At 70.5% G+C, this 21,069-nt stretch carries 16 protein-coding genes and 1 pseudogene; 7 read left to right on the forward strand and 10 right to left on the reverse strand.

The window, feature by feature from the left end; all coding sequences use genetic code 11:
* Positions 1–32: 32 nt before the first annotated feature.
* The 4 genes from JAV76_RS13730 to glgB all read left to right on the forward strand — a co-directional run bounded on the left by JAV76_RS13730 (position 33) and on the right by glgB (position 7,634).
* Positions 33–2,036, forward strand: a complete 2,004-nt coding sequence (locus tag JAV76_RS13730) for an alpha-1,4-glucan--maltose-1-phosphate maltosyltransferase (RefSeq protein WP_198734644.1) — start codon at positions 33–35, stop codon at positions 2,034–2,036.
* Positions 2,033–3,865 carry a maltose alpha-D-glucosyltransferase gene (gene treS, locus JAV76_RS13735; protein WP_198734645.1) on the forward strand — a complete coding sequence of 611 codons (1,833 nt, stop codon included), beginning with the start codon at positions 2,033–2,035 and terminating at the stop codon, positions 3,863–3,865. Before JAV76_RS13730 ends, treS begins: the two co-directional genes overlap by 4 nt.
* A gap of 45 nt (positions 3,866–3,910) precedes the next feature.
* Positions 3,911–5,350 (forward strand): maltokinase N-terminal cap-like domain-containing protein, encoded by a 1,440-nt coding sequence (locus tag JAV76_RS13740; RefSeq protein ID WP_198734646.1) that lies wholly within the window; start codon positions 3,911–3,913, stop codon positions 5,348–5,350.
* A 70-nt stretch (positions 5,351–5,420) separates the two neighbouring features.
* Positions 5,421–7,634: a 1,4-alpha-glucan branching protein GlgB gene (gene glgB / locus JAV76_RS13745; RefSeq protein ID WP_198734647.1), complete on the forward strand. Its 2,214-nt coding sequence runs from the start codon at positions 5,421–5,423 to the stop codon at positions 7,632–7,634.
* A gap of 109 nt (positions 7,635–7,743) precedes the next feature.
* Here glgB and JAV76_RS13750 read toward each other — a convergent pair whose 3' ends face one another.
* Genes JAV76_RS13750 through JAV76_RS13760 form a run of 3 tightly spaced genes read right to left on the reverse strand, consistent with a single transcriptional unit; the run spans position 7,744 to position 11,019 of the window.
* Positions 7,744–8,694, reverse strand: coding sequence for a tetratricopeptide repeat protein (locus JAV76_RS13750; protein WP_198734648.1), 951 nt, complete (start codon positions 8,692–8,694; stop codon positions 7,744–7,746).
* 43 nt (positions 8,695–8,737) lie between these two features.
* Positions 8,738–9,733: a DUF8094 domain-containing protein gene (locus JAV76_RS13755; protein ID WP_198734649.1), complete on the reverse strand. Its 996-nt coding sequence runs from the start codon at positions 9,731–9,733 to the stop codon at positions 8,738–8,740.
* A complete protein-coding gene (locus tag JAV76_RS13760; RefSeq protein ID WP_198734650.1) occupies positions 9,730–11,019 on the reverse strand; it encodes a hypothetical protein in 1,290 nt (429 codons plus the stop codon). Before JAV76_RS13760 ends, JAV76_RS13755 begins: the two co-directional genes overlap by 4 nt.
* A 251-nt stretch (positions 11,020–11,270) precedes the next feature.
* On the opposite strand from JAV76_RS13760, the gene JAV76_RS13765 reads away from it, so the two are divergent.
* Both JAV76_RS13765 and JAV76_RS13770 read left to right on the forward strand, forming a co-directional pair.
* Complete coding sequence (locus JAV76_RS13765; RefSeq protein ID WP_198734651.1) at positions 11,271–13,406, forward strand: hypothetical protein; 2,136 nt, start codon at positions 11,271–11,273, stop codon at positions 13,404–13,406.
* A gap of 10 nt (positions 13,407–13,416) precedes the next feature.
* Entirely contained in the window at positions 13,417–13,866 is a 450-nt protein-coding gene (locus tag JAV76_RS13770) for a hypothetical protein (protein ID WP_198734652.1), read from the forward strand.
* A 19-nt stretch (positions 13,867–13,885) separates the two neighbouring features.
* On the opposite strand, the gene JAV76_RS13775 is transcribed toward JAV76_RS13770, so the two are convergent.
* Both JAV76_RS13775 and JAV76_RS13780 read right to left on the reverse strand, forming a co-directional pair.
* Positions 13,886–14,662, reverse strand: a complete 777-nt coding sequence (locus tag JAV76_RS13775; RefSeq protein ID WP_198734653.1) for an alpha/beta fold hydrolase — start codon at positions 14,660–14,662, stop codon at positions 13,886–13,888.
* 54 nt (positions 14,663–14,716) lie between these two features.
* Positions 14,717–15,004: an Rv1322 family protein gene (locus JAV76_RS13780; RefSeq protein WP_198734654.1), complete on the reverse strand. Its 288-nt coding sequence runs from the start codon at positions 15,002–15,004 to the stop codon at positions 14,717–14,719.
* A 179-nt stretch (positions 15,005–15,183) separates the two neighbouring features.
* Here JAV76_RS13780 and JAV76_RS13785 point away from each other — a divergent pair, with 179 nt between their 5' ends.
* A complete protein-coding gene (locus JAV76_RS13785; protein WP_198734655.1) occupies positions 15,184–16,092 on the forward strand; it encodes an FKBP-type peptidyl-prolyl cis-trans isomerase in 909 nt (302 codons plus the stop codon).
* Positions 16,093–16,189: 97 nt separating this feature from the next.
* Here JAV76_RS13785 and nrdF read toward each other — a convergent pair.
* The 5 genes and pseudogenes from nrdF to nrdH all read right to left on the reverse strand — a co-directional run.
* Positions 16,190–17,167: pseudogene (gene nrdF / locus JAV76_RS13790) on the reverse strand (class 1b ribonucleoside-diphosphate reductase subunit beta); the annotation flags it as partial.
* A complete protein-coding gene (locus tag JAV76_RS13795; protein WP_198734656.1) occupies positions 17,164–17,964 on the reverse strand; it encodes an NUMOD3 domain-containing DNA-binding protein in 801 nt (266 codons plus the stop codon). The pseudogene nrdF and the gene JAV76_RS13795, both read right to left, overlap by 4 nt.
* Before the next feature lie 16 nt (positions 17,965–17,980).
* Positions 17,981–20,125 carry a class 1b ribonucleoside-diphosphate reductase subunit alpha gene (gene nrdE, locus JAV76_RS13800; RefSeq protein WP_198734657.1) on the reverse strand — a complete coding sequence of 715 codons (2,145 nt, stop codon included), beginning with the start codon at positions 20,123–20,125 and terminating at the stop codon, positions 17,981–17,983.
* Positions 20,095–20,511 (reverse strand): class Ib ribonucleoside-diphosphate reductase assembly flavoprotein NrdI, encoded by a 417-nt coding sequence (gene nrdI / locus JAV76_RS13805; RefSeq protein ID WP_198734658.1) that lies wholly within the window; start codon positions 20,509–20,511, stop codon positions 20,095–20,097. The genes nrdE and nrdI overlap by 31 nt, the downstream gene beginning before the upstream one ends.
* Before the next feature lie 42 nt (positions 20,512–20,553).
* Positions 20,554–20,799, reverse strand: a complete 246-nt coding sequence (gene nrdH / locus JAV76_RS13810; RefSeq protein WP_198734659.1) for a glutaredoxin-like protein NrdH — start codon at positions 20,797–20,799, stop codon at positions 20,554–20,556.
* Between the last annotated feature and the right edge of the window lie 270 nt (positions 20,800–21,069).

Below are 21,069 nucleotides of genomic sequence, written 5' to 3' on the forward strand. Positions count from 1 at the left end.
CGCCACGCCGCGCGTCCCGCCGCCCCGCGGCCGTGAGCAGCACCACCGTGCACCTCGGCCGCATCCCCGTCGTCGACGTCGCCCCCGTCGTCGAGCACGGCACCTGGCCCGCCAAGGCGGTCGTCGGCGAGGTCGTCCCCGTCGAGGCCACCGTCTTCCGTGAGGGGCACGACGCCGTCGCCGCGACCGCCGTCCTCGTCTCGCCCACGGGCAAGACGAGGACCGCCCGCATGGTCGACGTGGCGCCCGGCCTCGACCGCTTCCGTGCCGAGATGGTCCCCGACGAGCTCGGCGAGTGGATGCTGCGCGTCGAGGGCTGGTCCGACCCGGTCGGCACGTGGGTCCACGACGCCACGATCAAGATCGAGGCAGGCGTGGACGTCGACCTCATGCTCGCCGAGGGGGCGGCGCTCTTCACCCGCGCAGCGACCCGGCCACGGCTCCCCAGGGCCGAGGGGACCCTCCTGCGGGGCGTCGTCCGCGCGCTCAAGGACACCAAGCGCCCGCCGCTCGCCCGCCTCGCCGTCGCGACGTCGCCCGAGGTCCTCGAGACCCTCGAGCGCAACCCGCTGCGTGACATGGTCTCCCCCTCCCCCGCCTACCGCCTCGTGGTGGACCGGCCCCTGGCGCTCACCGGCGCCTGGTACGAGTTCTTCCCCCGGTCCGAGGGTGCGACCCAGGACCCCGAGACGGGCGAGTGGACGTCGGGCACCTTCGACACGGCCGCCGAGCGTCTGCCGGCCATCGCCGCCATGGGCTTCGACGTCGTCTACCTCACGCCGATCCACCCCATCGGCACCACGAACCGCAAGGGTCGCAACAACACGCTCACCACCGTGCCGGGCGACCCCGGGTCGCCCTACGGCATCGGCTCCGCGGACGGTGGCCACGACGCCATCCACCCCGAGCTCGGCACCTTCGACGACTTCGACCGTTTCGTCGACCGCGCCCGGGACCTCGGTCTCGAGGTGGCCCTCGACATCGCTCTCCAGTGCTCCCCGGACCACCCGTGGGTCACCGAGCACCCGGAGTGGTTCACCACGCGCGTCGACGGGTCCATCGCCTACGCCGAGAACCCGCCCAAGAAGTACCAGGACATCTACCCCCTGAACTTCGACAACGACCCCGAGGGCATCTACACGGAGATCCTGCGGATGCTGCGCCTCTGGATCCGCCACGGCGTCACGGCGTTCCGCGTCGACAACCCGCACACCAAACCCCTGCCCTTCTGGGAGCGGCTCCTCCTCGAGATCCGGCGGACCGACCCCGACGTCGTCTTCCTCTCCGAGGCGTTCACCAAGCCCGCCATGATGCACACCCTCGCGAAGATCGGCTTCCACCAGTCGTACACGTACTTCACGTGGCGCAACACCAAGGAGGAGCTCGAGGAGTACCTCCAGGAGGTCAGCGGCTCCGCAGGCGCCTACATGCGGCCGAGCTTCTGGCCGACGACCCACGACATCCTCCCGCCGTACCTCCAGCACGGCGGTGTGGCAGCGTTCGCGATCAGAGCCGTCCTCGCCGCCACCGCGTCCCCGACGTGGGGGATCTACTCGGGCTACGAGCTCGCCGAGCGCGTCCCGCGCCCGGGGGTCGAGGAGCAGATCGACAACGAGAAGTACGAGTTCAAGCCCCGCGACTGGTCCCAGGCCGAGGACGTCGGCATCTCGCTCCTCCTCACCCGGCTCAACGAGATCCGGCGCGCCCACCCCGCACTGCGCCAGCTGCGGAACCTCACCGTCCACCCGACGACGGACGACTCGATCATCGCCTTCTCCTCGCACCTCGCCGCGGAGCACTCGCCCACGGGGGTGGCCGACACGGTGATCACCGTGGTCAACCTCGACCCGCACGCGACGCGGGCCGCGACGCTGCACCTCGACCTCGAGGCGCTCGGCATCCCCTCCGGCGACACCCAGACCTTCGCTGCGCACGACCTGCTCACCTCGGACACCTACGCTTGGGGTGCACAGCCATTCGTCCAGCTCGACCCGTACGCGAACTGCGCGCACATCATCCACGTGAGGCCTCTTTGACGACCCACCCCGGCACCTCGCCGATCACCGCACCCATCCCGATCGCGGCCCTCCCGCCCCGCCGGCAGCCCACCGCGCCCGGGGGCGGTACGAGCGACCACCCCGAGGACGGCCGCGCCGTCCACCAGGGTCTGACCGACGACCCGGAGTGGTTCAAGACCGCGGTCTTCTACGAGGTCATCGTCCGCGCGTTCTCCGACTCCGCCGGGACCGGCTCCGGGGACATCCGAGGCGTCATCCAGCGCCTCGACTACCTCCAGTGGCTCGGCATCGACTGCCTGTGGCTCCCGCCGTTCTACCCCTCGCCGCTGCGCGACGGCGGGTACGACGTCGCGGACTACACGGCCATCGCACCGCAGTACGGCGCCATGAGCGACTTCACCGAGCTCATCGAGGAGGCCCACAAGCGCGGGATCCGCGTGGTCATCGACCTCGTGATGAACCACACCAGCGACGAGCACCCGTGGTTCCAGGCCTCGCGCTCGGACCCCGAGGGCCCCTACGGCGACTTCTACGTGTGGAGCGACGACAACACGAAGTACCCCGACGCCCGCATCATCTTCGTCGACACCGAGACGTCCAACTGGACCTTCGACCCGGTGCGCCGGCAGTACTTCTGGCACCGGTTCTTCTCCCACCAGCCGGACCTCAACTTCGAGAACCCCCGCGTCGTCGACGCCATGATGGACGTCGCCCGGTTCTGGTGCCAGGTGGGCGTCGACGGGTTCCGCCTCGACGCCGTCCCGTACCTCTTCGAGGCGGAGGGCACGAACTGCGAGAACCTCCCTGAGACGCACCAGTTCCTCCGGCGCGTGCGGACCATGATCGACACCGAGTTCCCCGGTCGGATCATGCTCGCGGAGGCCAACCAGTGGCCCGAGGACGTCGTGCAGTACTACGGCTCCGAGGAGGAGCCGGAGTGCCACATGTGCTTCCACTTCCCCGTCATGCCCCGGATCTTCTACGCGATCAAGGACCAGCGGGCCAAGCAGATCGTCGACATCCTCGCCGACACCCCGCAGATCCCCGCCGGCGCCCAGTGGGGCACGTTCCTGCGCAACCACGACGAGCTGACGCTCGAGATGGTCTCCACCGAGGAACGCGCCTCCATGTACGGCTGGTACGCACCGGACCCCCGCATGCGGGCCAACATCGGGATCAGGCGACGGCTCGCGCCGCTGCTCGACAACTCGCGCAAGGAGATCGAGCTCGCCCACGCGCTGCTCCTGTCCCTGCCCGGCAGCCCGTGCCTCTACTACGGCGACGAGATCGGGATGGGCGACAACATCTGGCTGCCCGACCGCGACGCCGTCCGCACCCCGATGCAGTGGACGCCCGACCGCAACGCAGGCTTCTCGACGGCCGATCCCGGCAAGCTCTACCTGCCGCTCGTCCAGTCGCTGGTGCACAACTACCAGCACGCGAACGTCGAGGCACAGTGGGCCCAACCGACGTCGTTGCTCCACTGGGTCCACGGGATGCTCAAGGTTCGGCGCGCGCACCCCGCCTTCGGGACCGGCACGTACGTCCCCGTCCCGGTCGACAACGAGTCCGTGCTCGCGTTCCTGCGCGTCACCGGTGACGAGACGATCCTCTGCGTCACCAACCTCGCGGCCACCGCACGGTCGGCTCACGTGACGCTCCCCGAGCACGCGGGCGCCTCGCTCGTCGACCTCTTCGGAGGCGCACGGCTGGGTTCGGTGAGCGCAGCGGGTGAAGTCGTGATGACATTGGGCTCGAGAGACTTCTACTGGCTGGCGGTGACCCCCGCGGACGGCGACCACGACGGGTCGCACGAGCCGGCGGGACCTCCGGCCGAGCGCCTCTGAGGACAGGGGGCCCTCCCGACGAAGCGAGGACAGGTGGTGCACGTGGTGGCCCAAGGGCATGAGATCTCCGCGAACGGAGGGGCGCACCGCGGTGCGGTCCTCGACGCTCTCCGGGGATGGTTGCCCGAGCGGCGCTGGTTCCCCGCCAAGGGGGTGGACGTCGAGCTCACCGGCCTCACCCGCGTGGACCTCGCGACCGAGACGGTCCACGGCCGCCGCTGCGACGTCATCGTCGAGGTCGTCCACGTCCGAGGATCCGACTCGGACGTGGACGTCGTCCTCCACGTCCCGCTCGTCGTCGAGCACCGCGACCCCGTCGACGTCCCTCCGGGGACGGAGGGCGTCGTCGCGCTGCTCGACGGTGCGGCCCTCTACGACGGCGCCCAGCACCAGGCATTCTGGGGCGCCTGGCTCGACACCGCCACGTGGGCCGACGGCACAGACGTGCCCACCCGGCCCTACGACTTCACCGACGCCCAGGTCCTCAAGGTCGAGCAGTCCAACACCTCCGTGATCCTCCCCCGGGTCTGCGGCGGGTCCATGCTCAAGGTGCTCAGGTCCCTCGCCCCCGGTCAGAACCCCGACATCGTCGTGCCCCTCGCGCTCACCCAGGTCGGCTGGCGCGGGGTCCCCGCCCCCTACGCCTGGCACGAGGTCGAGGTCGTCGACACGCAGGACCCCGAAACGCGCTCCACCTGGACGGCCCACTCCGGCGTCCTCGCCGAGCTCGTGCCCCAGGCGAGCGACGGCTTCCGCCTCGCCTGCGACCGCGCCGGCGGGGACGAGTCCTTCAACAGCCCCGCACGGGAGCTCGGTACGCAGGTCGCCCAGATGCACAGCGCGCTGCGCCGCGCGTTCCCCGACCAGGTCGAGCCCGCGGACGCGACCTGGCTGCTGTCCGCCATGCAGCGCCGGGTGCGCAGCGCCGCCGCGTCGAGCTCCGCGGTGCGCGAACGGCTCGACGACATCGAGGACTTCCTCCAGCGCATGCGGACCATCGCCGACGAGGCGCTCGCCCAGGGCAGGCCACTCCCCCCCGTCCAGCGGATCCACGGAGACCTGCACCTCGGGCAGGCGCTCTACAGCCCTCAGAAGGGTTGGCGCATCCTCGACTTCGAGGGAGAGCCGCTGCGGCCCCTCAAGGAACGCACCCGCCCCGACCTCGGGGAGCGCGACGTCGCCGGAATGCTGCGGTCCTTCGACTACGCCGCCGCGATCGGCGGGTCCGGCTCCACGGAGTGGGCGCGCGGCGCCCGGCGCGCCTTCCTCGACGGGTACACCGGCTACCTGAGCGTCCCCGGCGCCCTCGGGTTCGGACAGCCCCCGTCGCTCGCGGACCGCGTGGTCATCCTCGACGCCTTCGAGCTCGACAAGGCCCTCTACGAGGTCGTCTACGAGGAGCGCAACCGACCCGACTGGTTGCGGATCCCGCTCGCCGCCGTGGACCGCATCCTCGGCCGGGACGACACCCCGACCGCTCACTGAACAGCAGGGACACCACGGCGGGGTGCGTCGAGCCGATGCGCCCCGACCCAGGGCGTGGAAAGGTGGAAGCATGACGGAACCGACACCGCAGACCACGGGCGGCACGACGCCCCTGCCCCAGCCGAACGACGTCCTCAGTGCCGTCGCGCACGGCACCCACTTCGACCCGCACGGCGTGCTCGGGGCGCACGTCCACCCCGACGGACGGGCGGTCACGGTCCGGACCCTGCGCCCCATGGCCGACGAGGTCTCCGTCGTCACGGCGACCGGCGAGCACCCGGCCGTCCACGAGCACGAGGGCGTGTGGGTGACGACCGTCCCCACCGACGACGGCCACGTGCCGGACTACCGGATCGGGACCCGCTACGGGGACGAGTCGTCCGTCATGGACGACCCCTACCGCTTCCTGCCCACGGTCGGTGAGATCGACCAGCACCTCATCGGGGAGGGCCGGCACGAGGAGCTGTGGCGCGTCCTCGGCGCGAACCTCCGCAGCTATCCGAGCATCCTCGGTGACGTCCACGGCACGTCGTTCGCCGTGTGGGCGCCGAGCGCGCGCGCAGTGCGCCTCCTCGGGGACTTCAACCACTGGAGCGGCCCCTCGCACGCCATGCGGTCGCTCGGCTCGACCGGGATCTGGGAGCTCTTCGTGCCCGGCCTCGGCGCAGGGACCCGCTACAAGTTCGAGATCATGGGTCCGGACGGCTCGTGGCGTCAGAAGGCGGACCCCCTGGCGAAGGGCACCGAGGTGCCCCCGGCCACCGCGTCCGTCGTCGTCGAGAGCTCGTACACGTGGCAGGACGAGTCCTGGCTCGAGACGCGTGCCGCCACCGACCCGCACGCGGGACCGCTGAGCATCTACGAGGTGCACCTCGGGTCGTGGCGCCAGGGCCTCACCTACCGTGAGCTCGCGGAGCAGCTCACGGAGTACGTCGTCGAGATGGGCTTCACCCACGTGGAGCTCATGCCCGTCGCCGAGCACCCCTTCGGCGGCTCCTGGGGGTACCAGGTCACCTCGTACTACGCGCCCACATCCCGCTTCGGGCACCCCGACGACCTGCGGCACCTCGTCGACACCCTCCACCGTGCCGGGATCGGGGTGATCCTCGACTGGGTCCCCGCCCACTTCCCCAAGGACGAGTGGGCGCTCGCCCGCTTCGACGGCACGCCGCTCTACGAGCACCCCGACCCCCTCCTCGGCGAGCAGCCCGACTGGGGCACGTACGTGTTCAACTTCGGTCGCGCCGAGGTCCGGAACTTCCTCGTCGCGAACGCCACCTACTGGCTCGAGGAGTTCCACGTGGACGCGCTCCGCGTGGACGCCGTCGCGTCGATGCTCTACCTCGACTACTCCCGGGACGCCGGCCAGTGGCGTCCCAACGTCCACGGCGGTCGGGAGAACCTCGAGGCCATCAGCCTCCTGCAGGAGGCCAACGCGACCGCGTACCGGCGCACCCCGGGCGTCATGGTCATCGCCGAGGAGTCGACCGCGTGGCCGGGCGTCACACGCCCTACGGACGCGGGCGGTCTCGGGTTCGGGCTGAAGTGGAACATGGGGTGGATGAACGACACGCTGCGTTACCTCGCCGAGGAGCCGGTGAACCGCCGCTACCACCACCACGAGGTGACGTTCTCGATGGTGTACGCCTACTCGGAGCAGTTCATCCTGCCCATCAGCCACGACGAGGTCGTCCACGGCAAGGGCTCGCTGCTGCGCAAGATGCCCGGTGACGAGTGGAAGCAGCGGGCAGGTGTCCGCGCGCTCTTCGCGTACCAGTGGGCGCACCCCGGGAAGAAGCTCACGTTCATGGGCAACGAGATCGCCCAGCCCACCGAGTGGGCCGAGCAGTCGAGCATCTCGTGGGACCTCCTCGCGGACGACGCCCATGCCGGGGTCCAGCGCCTGGTCCGGGACCTGAACCGCGTGTACCGCGACCAGCCTGCGCTGTGGTCGCTCGACCACGACCCCGCAGGTTTCGAGTGGCTCGACTCCAACGACGCGGACCACAACGTCCTGTCGTTCCTCCGCAAGGACGCCGACGGCCGGACGATCGCCGTCGTCGTGAACTTCGCGGGGGTCCCCCACGAGGGATACCGCGTGCCCCTGCCTGCCGGGGGGCGGTGGACGGAGATCCTCAACACCGACGCCGCCGAGTACGGCGGCTCCGGGGTGGGCAACGGTGGCGGCGTGGACGCGGAGGACGTGGAGTCCTGCGGTCGGCCGTGGTCCGCGACCCTCCGGGTGCCGCCGCTCGGTGTCGTGTACCTCACGCCGGAGGCCTGACCGCTCGTCCCCGGACATGAACGAGAACGGCTGAGGCCGACCGCCACAGGCGGTCGGCCTCAGCCGTTCTCGTTCGGTCCTCTCAGACGCCGTTCGCGGTGCGCACCCCTCAGTAGAGGGCGTTCGCCAGGGCGCGTCGGGCCGGGGCGACCCTGGGGTCCTCCGGCCCGAGGAGCTCGAAGTACTCCACGAGCCGCTTGCGGAGGACCTCGCGGTCGGGTGCGTCAGGAACGAGGTCGAGGAGCCGCACGAAGGCGTCCTCGACCTTGCCGCCCAGCAGGTCGAGGTCCGCGACCGCGAGCTGTGCCTCGATGTCGGTGGGCGCGTCGGCAGCAGCGCGGCGCACGGCGGCGAGGTCGGTGTCGCGTGTGCGCTGCAGCAGGCGGACCTGGGCGAGACCTGCGCTCGCGAGCGAGTCGCGCGGGTCCTCGCGGAGCGCCTGCTCGTATGCGGCGACGGCTGTGTCGAGGTCGTCGGCGTCGATGGCGTCGTAGGCCTTCTGGTGCAGCGGCGGCAGCGCGGGCTCCGGCTCGGCCTGCTGGGCAGCGGCCGGGGCAGGCGCGCCGTCGGCGGACAGCACACCGGTGACGCCGTTGGCCTGAGCCGCCTCGAGGATCTGATCGAGGATCCCACGCACCTGCTCCTGGTCGGCCGTGCCCTGGAAGAGGGGCACGGGCTGCTGGGCGAGGATCGCGACGACCGTGGGGAACGCCTGGACCTGGAAGGCCTGCGCGATCTGCGGGTACGCGGCGGCGTCGATCCGGGCGAGGAGGAAGCGGCCGCCGTACTCCTGCGTGAGGGCCGCGAGGTCCGTGGCGAGCTTCGCGTTCTCCGCGTCCGTGGGGAGCCACAGGAGGGCCACGACCGGTACCTGGGCCGACTGCTGGACCAGGGTGGGGAACATCTCGTCGGTGACGTCCACGACGAACCCGCCGGCGGCCGGTGCCCCGCCCGGCTCGCCGGGCGGTGGGGCCTTGGGCCGCCCCAGGGAGGAGAGATCGACGGCGCCACGCACGTCGAACGCGGGACCGGGGACACCAGGAGCACCAGGAACTGTCATGCGACTCATCTTTCCATCCGGATCGGGTCGGCGGGCGACGCCGTCAGGGCACGGAGGCCGACGTGGTGAGGATCTCGCTCCCCACGAGCGTCAGCTGGTCGGCAGAACCCGCGGGGGGGACGTGGACCGCGACCACGGCGGTCCGGCCGGTCGTGAGCGAGTTGCTCGGGGCCGCGCCCCCGGTGAAGGCCGCATCGGTGGCCGACGGGTTGATCACGGCGCCCTCCTCCCCCGCGAGGGTCTCGGTCGACGTGATCTGGCCGACGACGAGCGCGCCACCGTCGGCGGTCCGCAGCGCTCGGACCTCGCCCTCGCTCGCCTGGAAGGCGAGGGTGTAGGTCCCCGAGATGGTCGCGGCGTCGGCCGTCCTCAGCTCACGGCGGGCGTTGATCTGGTCCCTGAACGGGTCGGCCGCGAACTCCCCCACGTACTGCGACGCGTCCCCGTTGTTGAGGACGTCCACGTAGTGCGTCAGCGCCTCGCCCGGCGAGATGCTCAGCGAGGCGTCGTCGATCTGGACGGGCTCGGTCCCCGCCTCGGGCGTGGGGAACGTCGGGAGCGTCACACCGGGGAAGAGGCGGACCCAGGCCCACAGCTTGTAGGGCTCGCGGGGCGAGAGCTGCTCGGTGACGAGGAGACGCTCGGTCTGGAGGTTCTGCGGCCTCTCCGTCACGGAGAAGGCGGTCCGCGGCCAGTCATCGGTCGCGGGGATGACGCGCGACTGGACCACCGTGGGGATCTCGGTCACGTTGTCGGTGTTGCCGGCCGCGGACGCGACCGTGAGCTCCGCCTTGCGGAGAGCGAGCGCGGGCCCGGTGACCCGTGCCTCGAGCGTCCCAGGGTCGACCGCGGCGGTCGCCTCCTCGAGCGCCGAGCCGATCGCCGCGTGGATCTCCGCGTCCTGGCTCACGGAGAGCACCGGTCCCACCGTCGTGTCGGGGTCGACCTCCACCGTGGGCAGGTCGGGGGTGCACGCTGCGAGGAGCAGCGCCGCTGCCGCCAGCGGGACGAGAGCTCTGTGCCGTCGAACGCCGTTCACCTGTCCTCCTCCCTGTCGTCGGTGGTCCTGCCGCCTGGCCACTGCCCTCCGGGGGCCGGCCTGTCCTCAGGTCCGTCCTCCGTGTGCCGCACACCCCAGGCCTCGCGCCACGAGGAGCCGGACGCAGACGTCGTCCCCTCCGGCAGCCAGGCCGGGCGTGACGCCTCGGCAGGCGGCGGAACGACGGGCTGCGCCGCCGTGTCCGCCTTCTTCACGGTCGGCATCGCACCGGTCCACGGCCACGACCTCTTCGGGCGCTTCTCGCCGTCCTCACCCCGCGCGACGGGACCACGGCCCTGCTGCTGCTCGCGTTCCGCACGCTCGCGGAGCTCGCGACGCGTGAGACCTTCGGTGCCGCCGGCGGGCGTCGGCGTGGAGACGACACCCACCGGGCCACGAGGAGCATCCCGGCGGACCAGGGCCTCGTCCCCCCGCGGGACCGCCGTGCTGGTCGAGGACGGAGCGGCGGTCTCGGCGCGGCTGCGCCCAGGTGCGACCACGGCCTTGCCGCGACGCGAACCGGGCCGTGCCGAGCGCGCACCGACCACACCGACGACCAGTCCGACGAGGACGAGCACGGCGCCGAGGACGATGCCGGGCCACATCCACGGCGTCGTCACCTCTCGCGGCCAGGTGAGCTCGAGGCGGGGCGCACCTGCGCCCTCACCGGCGACGGCGGCGAGCAGGACCTGGTCGCTCGAACCCGCGTCCCACTCGAGGCTCGCCGTTCCCTCGCCGACGGCCTCCGCCACCCACATGTCCGATCCTGCGGGGTCCGGCCCGACGACGGGCTCGGCCTCGGCGGACTCCTCCGGCGTCTCCGCGGTGGACTCGTCGTCGGCAGGAGCGTCACCCTCCACCTCACCCTCGGGGGCCTCGCTCTCGCCCGCGCCACCCTCCTCGCCCGGCTCCTCGCCCTCCTCGGGGGTGCTGTCGGGGGCAGGCGTCGTCGCCGGCTCGCTCGTCGTGACGGCGAGCGACTCCCAGTCGGCGGGACCGGTGGCGACGAGCACCGGGTCGGTCCCGACCCAGCCCTTGACGTCGGCCTCGGACCCGAGAGCGAGAACGACCTTGGCACCGCCCTCGGCGGTCGCCCGGACCGTCACGGAGTCGTCGACGAGCCCGAGCACGCCGGGGGCGGTCATGAGCATCGTCGCGTCACCGGTGCCGGGGGTCGTCATGGTGACCGTGCTGCCGGGTCGCCACACGGTCCCCGACGCGACGCCGAGGCTCGCGACGACGAGCCCGAGCACCACCAGTCCAGCGGTCACGATCTTGTGCAGCACCGAGAGATCCCTTCAGAGGAGGCAGCCAAGCCTAGCGCTCGGGTGGACACCCCGACCCGAGGAGCCGGGGCGAACCGGACTTTCCCGGCTCTTCCGTGGCGCTTGGCGTGTCTCGTCCGCGACCGGATAGGCTGGGTGAGCGGGTCATGAACGACCTGTTGCGGCGACGTGCACCGAACCCACGACCGGCAGGTTCCGGCATGTGAATGTTCGGTGGAGCATCCCGATCCCCCTGACACACGGAGGCACCAGTGTCCGACGATCGTCCGATCTTCCCCGTCGTCATGCGCGGCTACGACCGCTCCCAGGTGGACGGTCGGGTGCGGTCGCTCGAGGCCTCCCTCGCCGACGCCCAGGAGAAGGTCGCGGCGCTCGACGCCCGCTCCCGCGAGACCGCGGAGGCGTTGGCGCAGGCCGAGGAGAAGCTCCGCGAGACCGAGCGCCCGTCGTACGCCGGGCTGGGCTCGCGCATCGAGCAGCTCATGCGGTCCGCCGAGGAGCAGTCGACCGACGTCCTCAGCCAGGCCGAGGCCCAGTCCGAGGAGATCCTCGCCCGCGCCAAGCTCGCTGCCGGCCAGATGCGCGCACGGGCGGAGAACGAGGTCGCCGAGCTCCTCGCGAGCGCGCGCCGGGACGCCGAGGAGACCCGGTCGGCCGCCGCCAACGAGGCCGAGACGACGACCGTGTCCGCCGAGCGGCGGGCCGACGAGCTCGTGGGCGCTGCCGAGCGCGAGGCCACACGCATCCAGACCGCCATCACCACCGAGGAGACCGAGCGACGCACCGCGCTCGAGCGCGAGCTCGGGACCCTCCGGGCGACGACTCAGCGCGAGGTCACGGAGCTGCGCGTCACGACCGAGCGCGACGCGGAGGCCCTGCGCACGAGCACCATCTCCGAGACGACCTCCCAGCGCGAGGAGGCCGAGCGCTACACCACGGAGCTCCGGCAGCAGACCGAGGCGGAGACCACCGAGCTGCGGCACCGCACCGAGACCGAGGCGGCCGAGCTCCGGTCGGGGATCGAGTCGTACGCGGCGACGCTGCGCGCCACCGTGCAGAAGGAGACGGACGAGCTCCGCCAGACGGTCGAGACCGAGACCGCGGCCCAGCGCGCCGCGGTGCAGGCCGAGGTCGAGGAGCGGCGCACCGCCGTCGAGCAGGAGCTCGCCGCGCTCCGCCTCCAGGCGCAGCAGGAGACCGACGAGCTGCGCGCCACGACGCAGCGGGAGACGAGCGACCAGATCGCGGCAGCGGCGCTCGAGGCCGCGCACCTCGTCGAGACCGCGACGCGCGAGTCCACCGACCTGCGCGAGTCCGCGGAGCGCGAGACCGCGGAGCAGCGCGCCGCCGCCGAGCGGGAGACCACGAGCCTGCGGGAGCAGACCGCGATCGACGTGGACCGGATGCTCACGGAGGCACGCCGGGAGGCCACCGACATCGTGAGCGCCGCTCGCACGGAGGCGACGACCATGCTCGACGACGCCCGGGAGCGCCTCGCCCAGGCCGACCTCGACATCGCGGCCCGGCACGAGGCCGCGCAGCTCGCCGACACCGAGCTCCACGCACGGACCAAGGCGGAGACCGACAAGCTCCTCGGGGACGCCGAGCGCCACGCGGCGGAGGCGGAGCGGCGGGCCGCGGACGCCCTGACGCAGTTCGAGCAGATCCGCAAGGACTCGGACGCGCACGCGAAGGAGAGCGCCGACCTGGCGCGCGCGGCCGCGGCGGGCGTCACGTCCGCGGCGCGTGAGCAGGCCGACCAGATCCTCGCCGACGCCGTCCTCGAGGCGGAGCGCGAACGGAGCAACGCCCAGCGCCAGGTCGACGACCTCAACCGGCAGCGCGAGTCCATCACCACCTACATCGACGAGCTGCGCGGGCTCCTCGGCGCCGAGGCCGTCCCGACCGCCGAGACGTTGGAGAAGGCTGCCGCCGCCGAGCAGTCCTTCGCCGAGGCGGAGGCGGGCACGGACCCGGCACCCGCCGAGGCACCGGCCCCGACTCCCCGGAAGAAGACGAAGTCACGCCCCGCTCCGCTCGCCGCGGCCGGCACCCCCGCGCAGCAGGCGCGCAAGGCCGCTGCCGGGAAGGAGGCGCCGGTCAAGGAGCCACAGGCCCGTCCGCAGGCCTCGCGCCCGGCCGCCAAGACCGGCGATGACGCCGCACCTGCCGCGACCGGCGCGAGCGAGGGCGCGGGCGACCCGAAGTCCTCCACGGACGACGCAGCTCCTGCGACCGCACCGAAGGACGCGGACGCCGCGGCCGACGGGACTGTCGAGAACGGGACTGTCGAGGACGGGACCGACCAGGACTCCGGCGCTGCCGCACCTGCGAAGTCCGGCGGCGCGGGTACGACCACCCCGGCGAAGTCCGCCGGCCCCCGCTGACGGCCCGGTGGTGACTCCCCCGACGAGTCCCGCGGAGGAGGCGGCCTGGCGCGACGAGCGGTCGCGCAACGCCGCGCACCAGGCGGCGACCATCGAGCGGCGGCGCGCGGCCGAGACTGCGCGCGCCCGGTCGATGATCGCGGAGTTCGTCGCCGCGGCGACCGCCGTGGGTGTCCCGACCGAGCGGCTCGTCGCCCGCGACTACGGTGGCCGACGCACGTACCGCACCCGCCTGCAGGGGTGGTACCTGCGCAAGAATCGCAGCGTCGCCGTCGGGACCGACGGGGAGTTCTACCTCCTCACCACGGCGGGCTCCCTCCGGGCGCGGGTCGTCGGGGCCACCTTGGAACCCGCCGAACCACCGCTCGTCCTCGGTCAGGGCGCCCGCGACGGCGAGTCGATCGACCTCTCCGAGGCGCTCGAGCGCGCATTGCGGGGCGAGACGCACCGGACCGCCTGACGCGCCCGCCTGCGGGTGGTCAGGTGCGGCGCATCAGGTCCGCCAGCACGGCAGCCACCTCCGCCGGCGCCTCGACGGCACTCATGTGGCCGACGCCGTCGAGGACGACCGGGGGCCCGGAGCGCAGCGCGTCCGCCATGTGCTCGGCGTCGGAGACGGGCGTCACCGTGTCGAGCGACCCGACGACCACGACACTGGTCCCCTGGTACCCCTCGAGGACGCCGGTCCGGTCGGGGCGGGCCGCCATCGCCCGCTGCGACCAGGCGACCCCTTCGGGGGCCTGCTCCGTGATCCAGGCCTCGAGCGTCGGGACCAGGGCCGGCTGCTCGACCCGGGAGCGCTCACCGAGGATGGTCCCCGGCATCCCCAGGACGGCGTCGACGGTCCCGGTGCGCTCCACCTCGTCGGCCGTGACGATCCGCTTCTCCCGCGCCGCGCCGCCGTCCGCCGTGGACTTCGTGTCGACGAGGGCGAGGCCGGCGACCAGGTCGGGGTGCCGCTCCGCGAGGGCGAGCGCGGCGTACCCGCCCATGGACAGGCCGGCGACGACGGCACGATCCACACCGGCAGCGGCGAGCGTGGCGACCACCGCGTCGGCGGCGGCCTCGAGGGTGACCTCGGGGAGGGTCGGCGAGCTGCCGAGGCCCGGGAGGTCCAGGGCGTGGACGGCGATGTCCTCCGGCAGGCGGCGCGCGGCGTCGGCCCACATACGGTGGTCCAGGGGGAACCCGTGGAGGAGGACGAGCGGGGTGCCTGGCGCGTCGGTCCAGGTGTGCAGGGCGAGCAGGTGGTCCATGGTCCGGGCCTCTCTGTCGGGGCGGTAGTTGCAGCGGGTCTCGTGGTGGTGTCGTCAGCCCATGGACCAGCACCGGGTGTGCCAGTGGCGCCGGGCGGCGAGCGCCGCGTCGGGCCCGAAGAGCGAGTCCGTGGCCCACGCGACGAGGTGCTCGGTGCCCGGCCCGATGTCCTGGTGGCACCCGGGGCACCGGTAGGTCTTGTCGCTGGGGCGCACGGGCTGCACGGTCCACTCCTCACCGCGACGCACCTCGGTGCGTCGTCCGCCGGTGAGCCGGGTGAGGTCCACGGGGCGGTGGTCCTCGGTGTAGGGGCGACGGCGGGATCGGCGGGACGACGGCATGTGCCCATTGTGGGGCTCGCGCCGGGCCTCGCGCACACCCGTGGTCGTCCTCGCATCCCACCGGCGGAGACCGTTGTGTCCAGGTTCACCCGCTAGAGTTGTGGGGACCTCGGCTGCGTCTGCCGCAGGGCCCCTCGAACGAAGGACTGACCGTCTTGAAGCACCGCACACTGCGCAGCATGACCGCACTGACGCTGGGGGCCGCGCTCCTGCTGACAGCGTGCGGTGACGACAGCGACGACGCGACGGCCACGCCGTCCGCGACGGACGCCGCCTCGACGGCGCCGGAGGCCACGGCCGAGGACGTGGCGGCCCTCGAGGCCGTGACGTATGACGGCGAGGTCGGGAGCAAGCCGACCATCGGTCTCACTCCCCCCTTCGAGGTGACGGGCGTCGTGGCCCGGGTGGCCTCCGAGGGGACGGGCGAGGTGCCGGAGGGTGACGAGGTGTGGGTCCACGTCCTGCAGGTGGACGGTTCCACCGGTGACGAGCTGGGTACCTCGTGGGAGGGCACCCCGGAGGTCCTCGACCTGTCGATGGCCCCTGAGGGCGACCCCCTGGCGGAGGTGCTCAGGGGCGCGCCGATCGGCTCGCAGCTCCTCTTCGCCGCCCCTGACCAGGCTGGCGGTGAGCGGTCGATCATCACGGCGATGGAGGTCGTCGAGCCGCTGCCTGCCATCACGCCGGACGCCGGGATGCCGACCGTGACGTTCGACGAGGCGGGCAAGCCCTCGATCGAGCTCACGCCCGGGTACGCGGGTCCCGAGGACCTCGTCGTGCAGGTCCTCGAGGAGGGCGACGGTGCCGTCGTCGAGTCGGGCCAGACGGTGTCCGTGAACTACACGGGCTGGCTGCAGTCCAACGGTGAGCAGTTCGACTCGTCGTGGGACCGTGGGACGCCGTTCGACACCGTCATCGGTGAGCGTGCCGTGATCGCGGGATGGGACGAGGGCATCGTCGGCCAGAAGGTTGGCAGCAAGCTCCTGCTCGTGATCCCGTCGGACCTCGCCTACGGTGACGCCGGCCAGAGCTCGATCCCGGGCGGCGCGACGCTCGTGTTCGTGGTGGAGATCCTCGAGGCGTCCTGACCTCTCGGCACCATCACGAAGGGCCCCGGTCCTCCCACCGTTCGGTGGGAGGACCGGGGCCCTTCGTCGTGCGTGGTGTCCTGAAGTGCCCAGGGCAGAAGTCCCAGTCGTCGTCCTCGGTGTTCACGGCCTTGCCGATGACGTACGAGGAGCCGGACCCGGAGAAGAAGTCGTGGTTCTCGTCGGCGTTGGGGCTCAGGGCGGAGAGGATCGCCGGGTTGACGTCCGTCTCGTCCTTGGGGAAGAGGCCCTCGTAGCCGAGGTTCATGAGTGCCTTGTTCGCGTTGTACCGCAGGAACTTCTTGACGTCCTCGGTGAGACCGACGCCGTCGTAGAGGTCCGCGGTGTACTGGACCTCGTTCTCGTAGAGTTCGAAGAGGAGCTCGAAGGTGTACGCCTTCATCTCGTCGCGCTCGACGGGGGAGAGCTTCTCGAGACCCTTCTGGAACTTGTACCCGATGTAGTACCCGTGCACGGCCTCGTCACGGATGATGAGGCGGATGAGGTCGGCCGTGTTCGTGAGCTTGGCGCGGCTCGACCAGTACATGGGCAGGTAGAAGCCCGAGTAGAAGAGGAACGACTCGAGGAGCGTCGAAGCGACCTTCCGCTTGAGCGGCGAGTCCCCGTGGTAGTAACCGAGGACGATCTCCGCCTTGCGCTGGAGGTTGACGTTCTCCTCCGACCAGCGGAACGCGTCGTCGATCTCCTGCGTGGAGATGAGCGTCGAGAAGATCGACGAGTAGCTCTTCGCGTGGACCGACTCCATGAACGCGATGTTCGTGTAGACGGCCTCCTCGTGCGGGGTGATCGCATCGGGGATGAGGCTCACGGCCCCGACGGTGCCCTGGATGGTGTCCAGGAGCGTCAGCCCGGTGAACACGCGGGTGGTGAGCTCCTTCTCCTGGGGGGTGAGGGTGGCCCACGACTGGATGTCGTTGGACACCGGGACCTTCTCGGGGAGCCAGAAGTTCCCGACGAGCCGGTCCCAGACCTCGGCGTCCTTCTCGTCGTCGACGCGGTTCCAGTTGATCGCCTGGACGCGGTCGATCAGCTTGAGCTTGCCGGTGGGGGTCATCGATTCGTCTCTCTCATTGGTGAAGATTGCACTGTCAAGTCCGTCTGTGTGCAAAACCGGCAGGTTTCGCTCACGACACCTTTGTTCGTGTGGTAGCGAGTGTGCGCGCTGCGCGCGCTCGACGGTTTTGGAATGCCCTTCTGAGCTGCTGACCGCTTTGCACGAGTCTCTGCACTCGCTGTCTTGCCATAGTTCGGGTTGAGCGAGCCCCTGCGTTGCTCTGATAGCTGCGCACGTGCCTCCGGCGACATGACGCGACCATATCCAGGATGCGCTGTACCAAAGCGGCCGAAGTTGATGTTCTCCGCGCCGACGTTGGTGCCACGTCGCAACTCCGACCATCGCTGTCGCTGCGCCTCGCTGTGCTTTCCGCCGTGGAAAGGGTTGAGCTCCCCCGGTCGACTCAGACCTTGCCGTCCGGTCGACCGGACTCGTGCCGCCTCCCGTTGCTCCTCTGTCCACACGAACCCAGTTGGTCCCAGACCACCCAATGAAAGGTTCAGCAACCGATCGCCGGCAGCCTTTCGAGACGCTATCCAGGCGATCTCAGCGAGGCCCAAAGCCTCGAGATCCGTAGTCACGGTCTCGAGCACGTCGACAGCAAGATCCTCAGGGGTGTGCTTTCGCAACCAGTCGTAGAACGGCCTACGCCTCCCGGAGGCCGCCACCTTGAGGTGCTGACGCAACCTCGAGGCGGCGGTCTTCGTCGTCAGGCCGACATATCGGTAGCCGGAGTCGCGGGCAAGCCTCACCCCGTAGATGACGCCCACGGAGATCGAGGCATCCTTGTCGCTCATCCGAACGCGACGGCAATCACAGCATGCACGAAACGCAATTTTCCACCTCGGTCCCTTCGAGGGCGAGCTGGCGCAGACGGATGTAGTAGAGCGTCTTGATGCCCTTGCGCCACGCGTAGATCTGCGCGCGGTTGACGTCGCGGGTGGTCGCGGTGTCCTTGAAGAAGAGCGTGAGCGACAGGCCCTGGTCGACGTGCTGCGTCGCCGCGGCGTACGTGTCGATGATCTTCTCGTAGCCGACCTCGTACGCGTCCTGGTAGTACTCGAGGTTGTCGTTCGTCAGGTAGGGCGCCGGGTAGTAGACGCGCCCGATCTTGCCCTCCTTGCGGATCTCGATCTTCGCGGCCACGGGGTGGATCGACGACGTCGAGTTGTTGATGTACGAGATGGACCCCGTGGGCGGGACGGCCTGGAGGTTCTGGTTGTAGATGCCGTGCTCCATGACCGAGGCCTTGAGCTGGAGCCAGTCCTCCTGCGTCGGGAGGTGGACCCCCGCGGTCGCGAAGAGGTCCCGGACGCGTTCCGTCGCCGGCGCCCAGACCGCCTCCGTGTACTTGTCGAAGTACTCCCCCGTCGCGTACTTCGAGTCCTCGAACCCGCCGAACGCCCGGCCACGCTCGATCGCGAGACGGTTGGACGCCGCGATGGCGTGGAACGCCACCGTGTAGAAGTACATGTTGGTGAAGTCGATGCCCTCGTCGGACCCGTAGTGGATGCGCTCGCGTGCGAGGTAGCCGTGGAGGTTCATCTGGCCGAGGCCGATCGCGTGGCCGAGCTCGTTCGCGTGCTTGATCGACGGGACGGACTCGATGCTCGTCTGGTCGGAGACCGCGGTGAGACCACGGATGGCGGTGTCGATGGTCCGGGCGAAGTCGGGCGAGTCCATGGTGCGCGCGATGTTCAGCGAACCGAGGTTGCACGAGATGTCCCGACCGACCTCGGCGTAGGACAGGTCCTCGTTGTACGTCGAGGGGGTGGAGACCTGGAGGATCTCGGAGCACAGGTTCGAGTGCGTGATCTTGCCCTTGATGGGGTTCGCCGCGTTGACCGTGTCCTCGAACATGACGTACGGGTAGCCGGACTCGAACTGCAGCTCGGCGAGCGTCTGGAAGAACTCGCGCGCCTTGATCTTCGTCTTGCGGATCCGCGCGTCGTCGACCATCTCGTAGTACTTCTCCGTGACGGAGACGTCGGCGAAGGGCACGCCGTAGATGCGCTCGACGTCGTACGGCGAGAAGAGGTACATGTCCTCGTTCTTCTTCGCCAGCTCGAACGTGATGTCCGGGATGACCACGCCGAGGGAGAGGGTCTTGATGCGGACCTTCTCGTCGGCGTTCTCACGCTTGGTGTCGAGGAACCGGAAGATGTCGGGGTGGTGCGCGTGGAGGTACACGGCGCCGGCACCCTGGCGGGCCCCGAGCTGGTTGGCGTAGGAGAAGGAGTCCTCGAGGAGCTTCATCACGGGGATGACGCCGGAGGACTGGTTCTCGATGTGCTTGATGGGGGCGCCGTGCTCACGGATGTTGCTCAGGAGCAGGGCGACACCGCCGCCGCGCTTGGAGAGCTGCAGCGCGGAGTTGATCCCGCGCGCGATGGACTCCATGTTGTCCTCGATGCGCAGGAGGAAGCAGGAGACGGGCTCCCCGCGCTGGGCCTTGCCCGAGTTGAGGAACGTGGGGGTCGCCGGCTGGAAGCGACCCGAGATGATCTCCTCGACGAGGTTGGTCGCGTGGGTCTCGTCACCGTCGCCGAGGGTGAGGGCGACCATGCAGACGCGGTCCTCGAACCGCTCGAGGTAGCGCTTCCCGTCGAACGTCTTGAGCGTGTAGGACGTGTAGTACTTGAACGCGCCGAGGAACGTCTCGAAGCGGAACTTCTTCGAGTACGCGAGGTCGAAGAGCGCCTTGACGAACGCGCGGTCGTACTTCGCGAGGACCAGCGGGTCGTAGTACTTGTTCTCCACGAGGTAGTCGAGCTTCTCGTCGAGGCTGTGGAAGAAGACGGTGTTCTGGTTGACGTGCTGCAGGAAGTACTGCCGCGCCGCCTGCCGGTCCTTGTCGAACTGGATCTCACCGTCCGGGCCGTAGAGGTTGAGCATCGCGTTGAGCGAGTGGTAGTCGAGCTCGGTCTCTACGCCGGGATCCGTGACTGTCGTTGCCAAAATCGATCCAATCCTTCGCGGACGCGCACGACGTCCTCGGTGGTTCCTAGGAGCTCGAAGCCGTACAGGTACGGCACCTGGCACTTCGAGGAGATGATGTCACCGGCAATGCAGTAGGCAGCACCGAAGTTGGTGTTGCCGGCGGCGATGACTCCGCGGATGTACGAACGGTTGCGCTCGTCGTTGAGGAACTTCACCACCTGGCGCGGGACCGCGCCGCCCTCGTTGCCCCCGCCGTAGGTGGGGACGACGAGCACGTACGGCTCGTCCACGTGGAGGAAGCCGTCGGCCGGGCGCAGCGGGATGCGCTCGGCCTCGAGGCCGAGCTTCTCCACGAAGCGGTGGGTGTTCTCGGAGGCGCTGGAGAAGTAGACGAGGTTCGTCATGACCTCACCCTTCTGCCGGTGCGCCGTGGCGCAGCGGCCGACTCAGAGGGCCGGTGCGGCGACCTTCGCGGCGAGGGCGCTGATCTGGTCGGGGCGGAAGCCCGACCAGTGCTCGCTGCCCGCGACGACGACGGGCGCCTGGAGGTAACCGAGCCCGCGGACCATCTCGAGCGCCTCGGCGTCCTGGCTGATGTCGACGATCGTGTACTCGAGGCCCTTCTTGTCGAGGGCACGGTACGTCGCGTCGCACTGGACGCACGCGGGCTTGCTGTAGACCGTGATGCTCATGGTGTCTCCTCTGTCGGGCTGTCCGCCCGCGGCTCGCGTGGCCGCGCACGTCCGGTCGGCGTCGACCTGGCGTGACGTCTGACCTCGAACGACGCGGCTGGAACTACGTCTGTGTGATTCGACCAGGGTCGCGGAGGACCCGGTGGACGACCACTATACCTAGGGGTGCCCGCGCGGGTCGACCCCTAGGTGTTGTATCGGCGTGTCGTTCACGACACATCTGCGGACCACCACCGAAGGCCATGTGGACGCCCCTGTGGACAACGCGAG

The sequence above is a fragment of the Sanguibacter suaedae genome, assembly GCF_016342785.1.
Taxonomy (GTDB): Bacteria; Actinomycetota; Actinomycetes; order Actinomycetales; family Cellulomonadaceae; genus Sanguibacter; species Sanguibacter suaedae.